Source organism: Weissella paramesenteroides, assembly GCF_051903945.1.
In the GTDB taxonomy this organism is placed as follows: Bacteria; Bacillota; Bacilli; order Lactobacillales; family Lactobacillaceae; genus Weissella; species Weissella paramesenteroides_A.
The window spans coordinates 1,588,849-1,604,604 of the sequence record NZ_CP192268.1; the positions used below are offsets into that span (position 1 = coordinate 1,588,849).

General features: G+C 39.2%; 15 protein-coding genes and 1 tRNA gene. 1 reads left to right on the forward strand and 15 read right to left on the reverse strand.

Annotation, left to right across the window (positions count from 1 at the left end):
* Positions 1-151 precede the first annotated feature (151 nt).
* The 15 genes from gltX to ACQ4QH_RS07890 form a co-directional block, all read right to left on the reverse strand.
* Positions 152-1,648, reverse strand: a complete 1,497-nt coding sequence (gene gltX, locus ACQ4QH_RS07820) for a glutamate--tRNA ligase (RefSeq protein ID WP_439818436.1) — start codon at positions 1,646-1,648, stop codon at positions 152-154.
* 121 nt (positions 1,649-1,769) lie between these two features.
* Positions 1,770-2,879, reverse strand: coding sequence for a PIN/TRAM domain-containing protein (locus ACQ4QH_RS07825; protein ID WP_439818437.1), 1,110 nt, complete (start codon positions 2,877-2,879; stop codon positions 1,770-1,772).
* Between the two features lie 18 nt (positions 2,880-2,897).
* Positions 2,898-4,271: a DNA repair protein RadA gene (gene radA / locus ACQ4QH_RS07830; RefSeq protein WP_439818438.1), complete on the reverse strand. Its 1,374-nt coding sequence runs from the start codon at positions 4,269-4,271 to the stop codon at positions 2,898-2,900.
* A gap of 10 nt (positions 4,272-4,281) precedes the next feature.
* Positions 4,282-4,824, reverse strand: coding sequence for a dUTP diphosphatase (locus ACQ4QH_RS07835; RefSeq protein WP_439818439.1), 543 nt, complete (start codon positions 4,822-4,824; stop codon positions 4,282-4,284).
* 98 nt (positions 4,825-4,922) lie between these two features.
* The gene (locus ACQ4QH_RS07840) at positions 4,923-5,201 is read right to left on the reverse strand and encodes a GNAT family N-acetyltransferase (RefSeq protein WP_439818440.1); all 279 of its coding nucleotides are present in this window, start codon (positions 5,199-5,201) and stop codon (positions 4,923-4,925) included.
* A 54-nt stretch (positions 5,202-5,255) separates the two neighbouring features.
* A complete protein-coding gene (locus tag ACQ4QH_RS07845) occupies positions 5,256-5,798 on the reverse strand; it encodes an NlpC/P60 family protein (RefSeq protein ID WP_439818441.1) in 543 nt (180 codons plus the stop codon).
* A gap of 65 nt (positions 5,799-5,863) precedes the next feature.
* Positions 5,864-7,240 (reverse strand): LysM peptidoglycan-binding domain-containing protein, encoded by a 1,377-nt coding sequence (locus tag ACQ4QH_RS07850; protein ID WP_439818442.1) that lies wholly within the window; start codon positions 7,238-7,240, stop codon positions 5,864-5,866.
* 293 nt (positions 7,241-7,533) lie between these two features.
* Positions 7,534-9,615, reverse strand: a complete 2,082-nt coding sequence (locus ACQ4QH_RS07855) for an ATP-dependent Clp protease ATP-binding subunit (RefSeq protein ID WP_439818443.1) — start codon at positions 9,613-9,615, stop codon at positions 7,534-7,536.
* 210 nt (positions 9,616-9,825) lie between these two features.
* The gene (locus ACQ4QH_RS07860) at positions 9,826-10,833 is read right to left on the reverse strand and encodes a zinc-binding alcohol dehydrogenase family protein (RefSeq protein WP_439818444.1); all 1,008 of its coding nucleotides are present in this window, start codon (positions 10,831-10,833) and stop codon (positions 9,826-9,828) included.
* A 198-nt stretch (positions 10,834-11,031) separates the two neighbouring features.
* The gene (gene budA / locus ACQ4QH_RS07865) at positions 11,032-11,748 is read right to left on the reverse strand and encodes an acetolactate decarboxylase (RefSeq protein ID WP_439818445.1); all 717 of its coding nucleotides are present in this window, start codon (positions 11,746-11,748) and stop codon (positions 11,032-11,034) included.
* Between the two features lie 61 nt (positions 11,749-11,809).
* Positions 11,810-13,498: an acetolactate synthase AlsS gene (gene alsS, locus ACQ4QH_RS07870; protein ID WP_439818446.1), complete on the reverse strand. Its 1,689-nt coding sequence runs from the start codon at positions 13,496-13,498 to the stop codon at positions 11,810-11,812.
* A 245-nt stretch (positions 13,499-13,743) separates the two neighbouring features.
* Positions 13,744-13,815: transfer RNA gene (locus ACQ4QH_RS07875), tRNA-Gln, on the reverse strand.
* 81 nt (positions 13,816-13,896) lie between these two features.
* Entirely contained in the window at positions 13,897-14,340 is a 444-nt protein-coding gene (locus ACQ4QH_RS07880; protein ID WP_439818447.1) for a MarR family transcriptional regulator, read from the reverse strand.
* A 133-nt stretch (positions 14,341-14,473) separates the two neighbouring features.
* Complete coding sequence (locus ACQ4QH_RS07885) at positions 14,474-14,911, reverse strand: universal stress protein (RefSeq protein ID WP_002827842.1); 438 nt, start codon at positions 14,909-14,911, stop codon at positions 14,474-14,476.
* Between the two features lie 36 nt (positions 14,912-14,947).
* Positions 14,948-15,091, reverse strand: coding sequence for a hypothetical protein (locus ACQ4QH_RS07890; protein ID WP_002827843.1), 144 nt, complete (start codon positions 15,089-15,091; stop codon positions 14,948-14,950).
* Between the two features lie 219 nt (positions 15,092-15,310).
* On the opposite strand from ACQ4QH_RS07890, the gene rpmF reads away from it, so the two are divergent.
* On the forward strand, positions 15,311-15,484 hold the full coding sequence (rpmF, locus tag ACQ4QH_RS07895) for a 50S ribosomal protein L32 (RefSeq protein ID WP_002827844.1): 174 nt from the start codon (positions 15,311-15,313) through the stop codon (positions 15,482-15,484).
* The last annotated feature ends 272 nt before the right edge of the window (positions 15,485-15,756 follow it).

Below are 15,756 nucleotides of genomic sequence, written 5' to 3' on the forward strand. Positions count from 1 at the left end.
TGACCATAGTGACATGACTTTTAGTATAAAAGTGCCTGAAACATTATTAGCCATATATAAACTGAAAAAGACCATCAATCTACCGCGCTAAATGTGGTAGACTGATGATCTTAAACAAGGCTTTATGCCATTCTCATCTAAATAAAAAAATTTATAAGAACTCGCGAATATTTGCTAAGGTCTGCTCACGGCCTAGTAGTTCAAGCAACTCTCCTAAGTTAGGACCTTGCTCCTCACGAGTTGTTGCAATACGTAATGGGTTCCAAAGTGCGCGACCCTTAACATCCATCTCATTTTGAATTTCACGAATTGCATGTAATACCGCAGTCGCAGTAAAGATCGGCATTTTTTCAATCTTATCGATGAATAGTGTCAACATATCTTTAACATTATCCCCATTCATCCACTCTTTAGCAGAATCAGAAATATCAGCAGCTGCTGGCATTTCAAAGAATACTGGCTTGATTAGCGGTACAATTTGCGCAGTGTATGAAACACCATCCATATAGACATTCATCACTGAACGCAACCATTGCATCTTTTCAGCCGTTAATTCTGCAGGATCAACAACCTTTGAATAAACCAATTGTTCAATTAATTTATCAAAAACCATATTTTGGTCAGCAGTCTTAATCCATTGGTTATTAACCCATTCCAGTTTCTTATTATCAAATTTCGCAGGTGACTTTGATAAACGATTTTCATCAAAAATCTTAACCAATTGCTTTTTGTTGAAGATTTCCTTTTCACCAACTGGTGACCATCCAAGCAATACAATGAAGTTCAACAATGCCTCAGGTAGGTAGCCCAAAGAACGGTATTGCTCAATGAATTGCAAAACTGTTTCATCACGCTTTGACAACTTTTTACCAGTATCACCATTAATGATCAACGTCATATGACCAAAAATTGGTGCTTCCCAACCAAAAGCTTCATATATCATTAATTGCTTAGGCGTATTCGATACATGATCATCCCCACGCAATACGTGAGAAATCTCCATCATGTGGTCATCAACAACAACCGCAAAATTGTACGTTGGCATACCATCAGCTTTTTGAATAACCCAATCACCACCTACTGTTGATGAATTAATTGAAATTTGTCCCTTAACAATATCATCCCAAGCGTAGTCTTTATCCTCAGGCACACGGAAGCGAACAACATATGGCAAGCCTTTTTCTTCAGCTTCAGCCTGGAATGCAGCTATTTCTTCATCAGACATATCTGCATATTCATAAACATAGTGCGGTGCTTCCTTCGCAGCAACTTGGGCCTCACGTTCAGCAGCTAATTCTTCTGAGGTTTTAAATGAACGATATGCTAGCCCACGATCCAATAAATCTTGAATAAGCGGCTTGTAAATTGACAAACGTTCAGATTGACGATAAGGACCATACTTTCCTGGATTAGCTGGAGATTCATCCCAGTCTAATCCAAGCCAAGCTAAATTATCTAACTGTGACTTTTCACCGTCAGCAATATTACGTGTCTGGTCAGTATCCTCAATACGGATAATAAATTCACCCTTATGGTGACGGGCAAACAACCAGTTAAATAATGCAGTACGGGCATTTCCAATATGTAAATGTCCAGTTGGTGATGGTGCGTAACGCACTCGAATTTTCTTCTCGGTAGTCTCAGCCATGCTAATCGACACTCCTCTTTATCTTATATTTCTAAATATATACCGACTACTAATATACCGCGCTTTCTCGCACGATTCAATGTGTTCTACTGATTAAATGTTTAATTTTTACAAATCGTCACTATTTTTCAATAACCGTACCAAAAATCATACGACCTGCATCTGTTTGCAAAGCGGAAGTCACTTCAACTGTTACCGTTTTTTGAAGATACTTACGTCCTTCTTCAGCAACAACCATTGTCCCATCATCAAGATATCCAACCGCTTGCTGGCGTTCGGTTCCATTTTTTACCAACAAAACGGATAAATGATCACCAACTGCCACCCGTGGACGTAGTGCACCAGCCAATTCATTAATATTCAAAACTTGCACATTTTGAAACTTAGTAACCTTGTTCAAATTATAATCGTTAGTAACTAAAACACCGTTGACATCTTCTGCTAGACGAATTAATTTTTCGTCAACTTCAGAAATGTCTTCATAGTCGCCTTCCCACATTTCAAGTGGCACATTATTGTTCTCACGTAACTCATTTAAAACGTCAAGTCCTCTACGACCACGCACACGCTTTAATGATTCACCTGCATCAGCAATATACTGTAGCTCATAAAGCACAAAGTTTGGTACTAATAGCGTTCCCTCAATAAAGCCACTTTTAACAAGATCAAGAATGCGACCATCTATCAAAATATTGGTATCCAAAATTTTGTAGTGATGATAATTTGTCTCAACCTCCGTCAAAACATCGCCGCGACTGATTTCATCTTGTGGACGCACCTTTTTTGTCCGTCCCGTTAGTGTTGGCAGCAATTTACGCCATTCATCAATTCTTGTCGTACCCAATCGGAACCCTAAATATCCTAGTAATGCCATAACGATAACTGGTACCACACCACTTAAGAAAAAGTTATTCATATGTTGTAAAGGTACGGTGATCACAACCGCAATAACCAATCCAATTAAAGTTGTTAATGAGCCAATTAGTAATAATAGTGGTGATTGCTTATTCAAATAATTTTCAATGCGATGAATCATCTGATCAACGGGTCGCCATAGTGGCAAACTTAATAAATAAAAAATAATAGCACCTAGAATAAAATTAACAATAACGTTATTAATCCATACATGTCCCGCTAAATTAAAAATGCGCCATATTACTGGAAGTAAGGTGATAGCAATTGCCCCACCAGCAAGTAAAAAAATTCCCTGGATAATTCGTTTCCGTAACATATCATTCTCCTTTCTGCATTATCCTAATGCGTTTTGTAATGCCTCTGACAAAGTCTTAGTCGGCACAATTTGAATACCATCGATTCCTGCTAATTGTTCTAACACATGTTGCGGAACAAATACTCGTTTAAATCCAAGTTTTTTGGCCTCATTAACGCGTTCAACAACATTAGGTACGCGCCTAACTTCACCAGTTAACCCAATCTCTCCGATAAAAGCATCCGTTGATCGTGTCTCAACGTCATTGTAACTTGAAGCAATGGCAATTGCGACTGCTAAGTCGATTGCTGGTTCATCAAGTTTAACACCACCAGCAGCTCGTACATAGGCATCTTGATTCTGTAGTAACAAATTCGATCTCTTTTCTAAGACCGCCATTAACAATGATACACGATTTCGATCAATTCCTGAAGCTGTCCGTTGTGCATTACCAAACACAGTTGGGGTCACTAATGCTTGTACCTCAACTAAAATTGGACGCGTTCCTTCCATGGCCACAACTACTGCTGAACCACTTGCGTCTGCCAGACGTTCTTCTAAAAACAGATCAGATGGATTAGAAACTTCTACCAAGCCACCATGCTGCATATCAAAAACGCCTAACTCATTGGTTGATCCAAATCGATTCTTTACGGCACGCAATAATCTAAAACTGCGCTGATTATCACCCTCAAAATATAGAACGGTATCAACCATATGCTCTAAAATTTTTGGTCCAGCAATCGCACCTTCTTTGGTAACATGACCAACTATAAAAATTGTAATATTATTGGTCTTTGCAATTTGCAATAACTCTGCAGTTGTCTCACGGATTTGGGCAACTGAGCCAACTGATGAACTGATATCTGGCTCTTGCATTGTTTGTATCGAATCAATGACAACAAATTCTGGCTTGGCTTCGTCAATTGCCTGTCTGATTTGCTTCATGTCTGTCTCTGGGAACAGTAAAAAGTCTGAATCGCCACGAACACCTAATCGTTCTGCACGTAATTTAATTTGTGACGCACTTTCTTCACCTGCAATATATAGGACTTTATTTCCCATATTAGCTAACTGACCAGAAATCTGTAGCAACAACGTTGATTTTCCAATTCCAGGATCACCACCAATCAATACCATGGAACCGGGGACAATACCACCACCAAGTACTCGGTTAAATTCCTCATTATCCGTTTTAATACGTGGTGTTTCTTCGATATTGATTTCATTTAGGCGTTCAACCTTGGCTACTTGACCAGCTAAATTGATTCGCGACTTACGATCTACCTTTTCTGGCTGCATAACCTCTTCGACGAATGTTCCCCATGCACCACAATTAGCACACCGTCCCATGTATCGTTGCGAGACAAAACCACAATTTGAACAAACGAATTGGGTTTTTGTTTTTGCCATAATTCCCCCCTTATTTAATACCAGAGCTACCAAAACCACCTTGGCGTGTTTTTTTAATTTGTTTCTGGTCATCGTCTGTAACTAGAAAAGGCATAAAAATACCCTGGCCAATCCGTTCACCCTTTTTAATCGTTACATCATGAAGTCCAAAATTAATCATCTGGATAAAAATTTCGCCTTCATTTTTGGGATTATCAACATAATCAGCATCAATGATTCCCACTCCATTTGGTAAAATTAGCCCTCGCTTCAACGGGTTTGATGAACGATTAGCAATCATCAAATACTCATCATCACACATATAGGCTTTAATACCAGTTGGTACTAATAATGGTTTAATAATTTTTGATGCTTGTTCGTCATTTTCAGACGTGATGACATCATTATGTCTTATTTGCCATAAAACTTTCAAAAATGGCATCCGCCAAATAGATGGCAATATAAAGTCTTCTGCTGCTTGGAAATCATATCCTGCAGCATGTTCTGTACTTCGACTTGGCAAACTTAAATTAGCGTTTGCATACTTATTAACGACAGCAAATCCTCGTTTCATCACAATCCCTCTCAAATAAATTCTTAAGACTAAGTATAACTTAATTTCAAGAAAATTAAAAAGCACCCGTTGAAATAACGCGTGCTTTCAAAACAAACTTAATCTTTATAAGCTATTTTTTGATATTCTGGGTTTCTAAAAAAGGCTTGTCGCGCATAGGTACATACTGGCTTTAATTGTACATTAGCCTTTGTCGCACGATCAACGACCTCTGCCAACATTCGACCTGCAATACCCTGTCCCCGAAGTTCTGGATCAACATACGTATGATCAATTGACCAAACCGCACCACCTAAAATCGCGGGGAACAATATTTCGGCATCAACAATACCATCAGTTTCATGAAATAGGCGACCAGGTTCATAAGTAAATTCCATATTGAAACCTCCTACCCCTATTATAACTGAAAAATGACTGCATTACTGTTTTAACTACCTTATCGCACCAACAAAATCCGGTAACCATTTTCGTGAAATAGATTTCATTGTTACCTTCTCCGTAAATACGTCCACTGTCACATACTTACCACCGCCAATATAAATACCAGCCGTTGTGGGCAACAGCGCACTCCCCCAGACTAATAAATCACCTGGTAAGGCCTCAGAAATCTGAAATTGTGTAACGGATTTCATTTGTTCACTTACTTCATGTGGAAAACCTACACCAGCAACTTTGTTAAACATGTACTGAATTAAACCACCCGTATCAAATCCTTTATCGATACTTTGCCCGTCCTTTAAATATGGCACATCAAGTACTTCTTCTAAAACAACTGTCAAACGTTCACAAATACTTTCCATAATCATCTGGAGCATTGTTCTTTGAATCCGAGCTCCCGTTGTTTTACGAGCAAAATTAGAAGCAGTAATTTGTACTGGTTTATCTGCGATTGGTGGCTCAAATAAAATTTCTGCATCAGCTTGATCAAAATCATTAAAATGAACAACCCGTCCAGGTTCAATCTTAAATGGCATCTGTCTTTCACTCCTTTAATTATATAAAAAAAGACCCGCTAACGAGTCTCCTTAAATAATGGCTTTTATTGGTGAATGAATCCTGAAACTGATGAAGTAGAAATTGTACGTGAATTGTACAACTTACCTGCATAGTTTGCTTCTGAGATAGTAATTGTACCATCTGAATTTACAGAATCAACAACAGCAACGTGACCGTAAGCGCTAGCGCCACCAACACCAGGTGCAAAATATGCTACAGCTCCAACTGACGCTGTACTATTTACAGTATGACCAGCTGCAGTTGCTGATGATGGCCATGCTGAAGCATTACCCCAGTGATTACCGACCCAGCTTAAATCACCCTTAACGTACCACGTGCATTGTCCGTATGGATAAGTGTTACCAGTTGTGTCTGCTGAAACAACATTGTTATTTGCTGTTGACGTTGCAACCTTTTGTGGTTGAGCTGCGGCTGAGCTTGCTGCGGCCAATGATGCATTTGCTGCTGATGTTGCAGCTGATTGTGCAGCAGCTGAACTTGCTGCGGCCAACGATGCGTTTGCTGTTGACGTTGCAGCTGATTGTGCAGCAGCTGAGTTAGCTGCGGCCAATGATGCGTTTGCTGCTGATGTTGCAGCTGATTGTGCGGCTGTTGAGCTTGCAGCAGCTAATGATGCATTTGCTGTTGACGTTGCAGCTGATTGTGCGGCTGCTGAGCTTGCTGCAGCTAACGATGCGTTTGCTGTTGACGTTGCAGCTGACTGTGCAGCAGCTGAGTTAGCTGCGGCCAATGATGCGTTTGCTGTTGATGTTGCAGCTGATTGTGCGGCTGCTGAACTTGCTGCGGCCAATGATGCATTCGCTGTTGACGTTGCAGCTGATTGTGCAGCAGCTGAGTTAGCTGCGGCCAATGATGCGTTTGCTGCTGATGTTGCAGCTGCTGAGCTTGCTGCAGCTAATGATGCGTTTGCTGTTGACGTTGCAGCTGCTGAACTTGCTACTGGGGCACTACTTGCCTGAGTTGCTGAAGCTGTAAGGTTAATTGAATCACCAACATAGATAATTGATGAAGCTTGCAAACCTTGGTTAGCTGACAACAATTCTGACAAAGTCAAACCATTAGCATTAGCAATTGCCCACAAAGTGTCACCAGACTTTACAGTGTATGATGTTCCCTTTGCAGCTGGCTTTGTTGCAGCTGAAGATGCTGTTGATTGAGCTGACGTTGCTGATGAACCTGGTAATTCAATCTTTTGACCAGTAAGGATTAGATTTGCATTAGCAATCTTGTTTGCTGAAACTAATTCATCAACAGTCACGTGATGTGCGGCTGCTAAAGCATATAGCGTATCTCCAGATTTAACAGTAATAGAGTCAGCTGAAGCAACAACTGAACTTCCAGCCAATGCAGCTGCAGCTCCGGCGGTTGCTAATAGCGTATTTTTTACAGATGCGTGCATATTAAGTACCCCTTCAAACTAATTATTTGTTGTCTATATATTAAATAAAAATTGCCCACGAGAACATTTCTTAAGATTTTCTTTATTTTTACTACAAGCACTATTGTACGTTAGAGACTTTTCAAAAAGTTGCATTTAATGTTTCATTTATGTTACACAGCACAAAAAACTTAATTTCTGCTTTACTTTATGCACTTTACCCACTTAAAAAATTTCAACGACTTTGTCATTGTACAAAAAAAGACAGCGTTTGTAGTCGCTGTCTATATGATATTTATCTTTTTTTAAACATATTATGAATTTTGTACAGTACTTTTTGCGCCATCTTCAATCTGGATATTGTCATCCACTAGCTTAGTGGTTAATTGTTTAATATCTGGATTATCGAGATAAAAGTCTGCAATTTGATCTTCTAGTTGTTCTTGAATAACACGACGTAGTGGTCTTGCTCCCATTTCTGGGTTATATCCCAAATCAACGATCTTTTGCTTAACATCACTAGTAACATCAATATGCAGTCCTTTTTCTGCAATTGCCGCATTCATATCAGTGATCATTAAATCAACAATCTTCAACAGGTTTTCTTTTGATAACGCATTGAATTCAATAATACCATCAAAACGGTTCAAGAACTCAGGATTAAAGTATGGTGCTAAACGTTCTAATAGTTGTGATGAACCATGCTTATTTTCTGGATCAAAGCCAACCTTAGTATCCTTAACCCCTGTACCTGCATTCGATGTCATAATAATAATTGTATCTTTGAATGAAACAATATGACCTTGCGCGTCTGTTAGACGACCATCGTCAAGAATTTGTAGGAACATATTCATAACATCTGGATGTGCTTTTTCAACCTCATCTAACAAAATCAATGAGTATGGACGACGGCGAACTGCTTCTGTCAATTGACCAGCCTCTTCGTAACCAACGTACCCTGCCGGAGCACCAATCAACTTTGAGACAGAATGCTTCTCCATATACTCTGACATATCGAAACGAATCATACTATCAGTTGTGCCAAATAATTCTTTTGCCAATTGCTTTGCTGTTTCAGTTTTTCCAACACCTGTTGGACCAACAAACAAGAAACTACCAATTGGACGTCCAGTTTTATTAAAACCAACACGATTACGACGAATAGCACGTGCAATCTTTTCTGTTGCCTCATCTTGACCAATCACATGCTCTGCCAAATTATCACCTAAATGACGCAACTGTGTTTGCTCTGACTCAGCCAGTTCACCAACCGGAATACCTGTTTTTTCTTCAACGATTTTTTGAATATCACCCACAGTTACCGTTTGAGCTGCTTCATTTTGTGGTGCTTGTTGCTTAACAGCTTGTAGCTGTAGCTCCAAATTGTTTACCTGATCACGTAATTGACTTGCTTTTTCATAATCTTCACGCTCGATTGCAGATTGCTTTTGCGCTTCTGTTGAGTGAATTTTATTTTCCAACTCCTTCGGATCTGCAATCTTTACGGACAAATTCTTTTTTGAACCTGCCTCATCAATCAAATCAATCGCCTTATCAGGCAAGAAACGATCTGAAATGTATCGATTCGAAAGATTCACAGCGGCTTCCAACGTTTCATCCGCATACTTAACCTTGTGATAATCTTCGTATCGTGAACGAATGCCCTTCAAAATTTGCAGTGCTTCGTCTGTTGAAGGTTCATCAACTTGAACCGTTTGGAATCGACGAGCAATCGCTGCATCCTTCTCAATCTTCCGGTATTCATTTAATGTAGTTGCTCCAATTAATTGGAACTCACCACGAGCTAATGCTGGCTTTAAGATGTTACCTGCATCCATTGAACCTTCACCAGCAGTTCCCGCACCCATAATTTCATGAATTTCATCAATAAAGAGGATAACATCTTCACGCTTCGAAACTTCGTCCATCAATTGTTGCATACGCTCTTCGAATTGCCCACGCACACCTGTGCCTTGAACAAGTGATACCACATCCAATCGAATAACTTCCTTACCTTGTAACTTACCTGGTACTTTGGCATTGACGATTGCCTGTGCTAAGCCTTCAACAACCGCCGTCTTTCCAACACCAGCTTCTCCAATCAAAACTGGATTATTCTTAGTACGACGATTCAATACTTCAATAACACGTGCAATTTCATCATCTCGACCAATCACCGGATCAAACTTGCCCTTGCGTGCCATCTCCGTTAGGTTAATACCATATTGGTCAAGTAAACCATTGCCTTGTCCGCTATCGTTGCCACCGTTCCCACGTCCCATCTGTGTACGTGGTCCTTGCTGTGAACGCTGTGCTTGTTGTGTCCTTGCTGCTTCATTGTTCATCATACGAAAAATATCATCAAAACTTGAAAAACCAAATGGATCTTGTGCCATAATTACGGCCTCCTTACAATCTTTTTTATATTCATTACTCCCAGTAGGTCAACATTGACTCTCTTTTGACCTTTATTGACCTTACTTACACTATCTATATTAGCACTCTAATACCGAGAGTGCAAATTCTTTTTATTCTTTTTTAGACAAAAAAAGAATGAATTTTAACTTACATTAAAACCCATTCTCTATCATTATTTTGTTCATTGATTAATATTTAATAACTAATTTACCCAGCATATTACCAGCAGAAACTTTTTGTTGCGCATCCTCTATGGTGGCAACTGATAACCCATCAAGTGTTTGTGAAATGGTTGATTTAACAACTCCTGACGTGACTAGATTTGACAATAATGCCAGAGCATCCCCTTGACTGGCAATATCTTGTTGGGCATTCGTTTTTGCAAACATAAATTCCCAATCTAACGATGCTGCCTTGTTTTTAATTAGGCCTACTGGCAAAGGTTGCGTCGATTGTACAATGGCACCAATATGACCATAAGTACCAACCAACTCTGCTGATGCCTCAAAATGGTGATCAAGCGAATGCAGCACAGCAATATAGGGCACTTCATCGAATCCTAAGTGTTTCACTTCAGCCACATAATCTTTACGATGATTAACGACAAAATCAGCGCCCAATCGTTGCACCCATTCAGTCGTTTCATCACGTGAAGCACTAGCAATCACAGTCATTCCTAGCCACTTGGCTAATTGAATCATAATTGAACCTACACCACCAGCACCATTAATAATAAGCAGTGTCTTGCCTGCCGCAGACCCAGCTGTCATCTTAATGCCAAATTTGTCAGCAAGCATTTCATATGCCGTTAAAAAAGTTAAAGGTAATGCGGCCGCCTCAACATCTGATAAATTATCTGGCGCTTTAGCAATTAAGTTCTCATTAACTGCTTCATACTCAGCATTAGCCCCTGTGCGACCTAATTCACCTGCAAAAAAGACCCTGTCACCAACTTTGTATTTTTTTACCTCACTACCAATTGAAACCACTGCGCCTACAGCATCAAAGCCAAGAACACATTCTTCTTTTGCTGCCATAGCTAGCTCAAGCTGTTTAACATCAACTGGATTAACACTAGCAGCAGCCACCTTCACAAGCACATCATTGCTGCCAACACTAGGTAACGGTATATTTTTTCCCGACAATGGCTGATTTTTATTAATTGTTGTAACGACTGCCTTCATTAATTCTGTCATATTCAAACTCCCTCAATGATAGATATTGAAATTTCTTTACGTACATCATACTATGGTCACAAAAAAATAGCGAGAATGAGGCAAAAGGCGGTTTGTAACGCGTTTATGATATCAAATTGACAAACTTATAAATAATATGCTTTTAACACAAAAAAGTTGGGGCGAAAGAAACGCTCCAACTTTTTTGCTAAAATTATATTAATCTTGTGATCCCTCTGCTGCGGCAACCCCTTCTTTTAGGCCAGCCATGTCAACATGGTGTTCACGGAATTCTTTATTATCAATTGGTAGATGCAATTCATAATTATCAAAGATCGTTAAATCTCCCGCAAGGTTATCAGCATCAAAACCAAGAACGTGACCACCAAAGGTACGATCATCACTTAAGAAATGCACATGCCATCCAGCTGCAACAGTTCCTTGGTATAGTTCTGGAGAATAATAACCAATCAACGTACCACTAACATTAGTTTCTTCAAATTCACGTTGGGTCTTCGTGATTTCAGATAATGACGGATATGGGCGTTCAGATTTTGGCGCAGAACGAACCTTCATATAAGCAAAGTTACCTTGCAAAATAACCCCAGAGAATGTATTTTCCAGTTCACGATCATCAATCAATGAGACCATTTCTTTCATATTACCAGCACTAAACTTCACTTTTTCCGAAGAATCACTAGCATGGTGTACTGTTGCAAATGGTACAGTTTTTTCCATATCGGTCACATGATGAATAGTTCCTTCACCATCCATATAATAAACCTCACCATTGGCCATAATCATTTCACCATCAAGGCCATCAAACGTACCAATTCCTGTATCCCCATGTTCTTTTAGCTCAGCCAAGGTTGCTGAACCTCCAAGAACCTTGCCCATTAAAGCTGCTAATGTACTATGTTGATATACCGTCGACATTTCTTTGCTTCCTTTCCTTCTCTCAAGAAAAAACGTCCAGAAATCTGGACGCTTTTATTTTTTATTCTGCGTCATCAATTAATTGTGACATCAATTCATAATTATGTGAGTAATCTACTGGAATCTCAACAACAACTGGTCCTTCAGTTGCAAATGCTTCATCCAACACGGCATCCAATTGATCAGGTGTATCCACACGTAATCCCTTAGCCCCAGCTGATTCAGCAAATTTAACAATATCGATATCAGAGAACTTAACACCAGCTGATTCACCACCGTATTTCACTTCTTCTTGGAATTTAACCATATCGTAGTGATAATTATCTTGCCAAACGATATGAACTGTATTCAACTTCAATTGAACAGCTGTGGCCAATTCCATTCCTGAGAAGAAGAAACCACCATCACCAGATACAGAAACTGACTTAGCATTTGGACGAACCATTGCAGCAGCCATAGCCCATGGTAATCCAACACCTAACGTTTGCATACCATTTGAAATCAAGAAATGACGAGGAACGTATGACTTAAAGTGACGTCCTAACCACAAATAGTGTGAACCAATATCTGATGATAAGGTCATTTCATCTGTCATGTGTGCTTGCAATGACTTGATAATACTCAATGGGTGATTCAAATCTGGTTGAGCAGGTGTATAAGTTGGTTCTGCTGCTGCACGTAAATCATCCTTAAATGCTGCCAACGTCTCTTGAGACTTTGCAGGCAATTCATAACCCTTAATTTGCTCTTTCAAAGCACTTAACGTATCTGCCAATGTACCAACCAATTGACGTTCAGGCGTAAAGTGATTATCAATTTGAACCGCCTGTGTGTCAATCGCCGCAATCCGTAGATTAGCATTCTTGTTCCAGTTACGTGGCTCATATTCAATGGCATCATATCCAACTGTAATAACCAAATCAGATTGTGCCAATAAACGGTCACCAACCTGATTGCGGAAGAACCCAATACGACCAAAGAATGTCTGCTCTTCTAATTCACGAGAGATGACACCAGCACCTTGGTATGTTTCCACAACTGGCAAAGTTGTTTGTTCCAGCAATGCATGCAATGCATGAGTTGTTGCATCATCTGATCCACGAGCACCAACTAACAAAACTGGTAACTCAGCAGCCTTAACTTGTTCAGCTAACCAAGCAATGTCATCAGTAGCTGCCGCACCAAATGTCGCTGGCTTAACGGCTGGCAATGCATCAATAGTAACTTCAGCTTCATCAACATCTTGTGGTAATGAAACGAAAGCTGCTCCTGGCTTAGGACCATTTGCAGCAGCAAAGGCATTAGAAATAATTTCTGAAATATTATTTGGATCTTGAATTTCAACTGAGTAATTTGTAATTGGCGCAAATAAAGTTGCTGAAGGCGTACTTTGATGCGTTAATCGATACAAATCCTTACGCTGGACCTGACCACCAATCGCCAATACGGGATCATTTTCAGCAGTTGCTGTCATCAATCCAGAAGCCAAGTTACCCACACCTGGACCTGAAGTAACAGCAACGACACCAGTCTTACCAGTGATACGTGAAAATGCTTGCGCCATGAACACAGCATTTTGCTCATGACGAGTAACAATCAACTTAGGTGCTTTGCTCCCTTCAGCTGGATGATCAAGTTTTTCAAACAAACGATCAATCTTAGCCCCAGGAATTCCAAACACCAAGTCAACGCCATGGTTGTTTAAACTGTCGACAACTAAATCGGCACCGGTTTTCTTCTCTTCAGACATGTACTCTACCTCTTTAAATATATTGCAATAAGCATCAATGCTTACATTGTAGCGCGTTCTTAACGTATTTAGTAGTAAAAAACCAGCACTAATTCAACAGAAATACTAGTTCATGTTTTCACAATCCTTACAGTATACGACAATATAACGCTTACACGTTTAACAATATTTTATTTAAATTTTTTCAACATGCAAAAAAGCGTTAGTCTTTTTTTCAAAAAACTAACGCTTTCCGCATCTGTAAACTGGGCATACTGGATTCGAACCAGTGCATGATGGCACCAGAAACCATTGCCTTACCGCTTGGCTAATGCCCAAAAACAACTATTCCATCATACAACATGCCCTAAACAAATACAAGCCCAATAATATAAAAAAGTATTTTTTAAAAAATACGGTCAATAATGCTGAATGACATTTTTCGTCAGTGTTTTCTCGTCAAATTTGATCATATATTTGAGAATTTCTGTCGCCCGCTCTTCACCTAGTGAAATTAACCAGCTATCAAAACGACATTCAATACGGTCTGTTAGTTCCCGCTCCACTTTCTGACCACGTTTTGTTAAATGTAATAACATTCGTCGACGGTCAGTCACATCCGCTTCCTGCCAAATATATTGTTTTCGCAACAACATTCTAATTTGTCGCGACACTGCTGCCCGTGTAACTTGACGTTTTGCCACAATATCTGTCAACGTTAATCCATCATGCTGTGCAATACCTTGCATAATTAAATATTGCTCAAATGACAAATCGTATTGTGCAGCCGGCACTGCTACCATTTCATTTAAGTACTTTATTGTTGATAAATAAGCGTTAATATATTTTGCTACTAAAGGCATTTTTCTTCTCCAAAAGAGTATTTTTGTACTATAAGTTATATTTTATAAAATAAGCAAGACTCTTTCAGACTAATTTTTTAAAAAAAAGAGATTAGCACGCTAATTGCTAACCTCTAATAAATTCATTTTATTATTAACGAACAATCATAACCGTCACTGGTGCATTATTTGCAACATAACTTGATTGCGAACCAAAGTACTTTTCAGTACCTTGCTGTGAATGAGATCCAATCACAACCATATCTGGTTTAACCGCTGGAATGACATCCTTTACGATGACTTCGCCTGGCTTACCTTCGGCAATACGCGTGTCCACATCGGTCACACCATTTTCAAGTGCCATTTCACGATAACGTTTTAAAGCACGCTGTACATCATCTTCAGCCGCCGTTGTACTCTCTTTTGAGAAAAAGTCAAAAACATTTAACTGACCTTTTTCAAAAATAGAAATAATCGTTAACTTTGCATTATCCTCTCTTGCTTGATGAATACCATTAACTAATGCCATTTGGCCAAGATTTGAATCATCAACAGCCACAAGAATATGTTTGAATTGTTTTCCTAATGCCATCTATACACTCCTATTCATATATGATCGTCAAAACAATCAAGCATATTGACTGTTTTGACGTTTACCGATAAATTCCCCGATCATCAGCCTGTTTAATCCACCCAAATTCTTAGCTAGTAAAACCGCCAAACTTGGACCATCACTCTGCTGTAACGGATCCTCTACTGAAAACAACACCATCAGTAAATATGCCTCCTTGTTTTTTGGTACACCTAATTATCTATCTAGTCTCATAAAAAGTAAAGTTATTATCAGGCTTTTATTTCATAGATAATCCTTACGCAAAAAGGGTATGGCTTGACAAATAGCTAAAAATAATGTAATTTAGAACAGTTGAAAAAATTAGATTATTACACACTGCCTTCTTTCTAACACGGCGGTGTAAGGGAGGATATAACTATGGCAGTTCCTGCACGTAAAGTTTCAAAGCACGCAAAGCGCACTCGTCGCGGCGGTCAAGGCGGATTGAAGACGCCAGCTATTCACATGAACGAAAATGGTGTTTACGTACGTAACCACCACGTTGCTGCTGATGGCACTTACAATGGTAAGCAAGTTGTTTCACCTAAGTAAGCTCATTTATTAATCTATTTTAATATAGATAAAAATAAACGATTATTAAGACAGAGAATGGTTCTAACCATTCTCTGTTTTTTTATTTTACCCACTCTTAAGGCGTTTACTCGACTTACTGTAAATAATACCACCGTCCTCAAATTAACGCTTAGATCGTGCCTTTAACGTCTTTCATTGGGTTTTATATTCACAACTATAAGACCGCTAGTGTTTCTGTTATATAAAAAACACACGCTAATAATTATTAGCATGTGTTTATCTGTTTATCA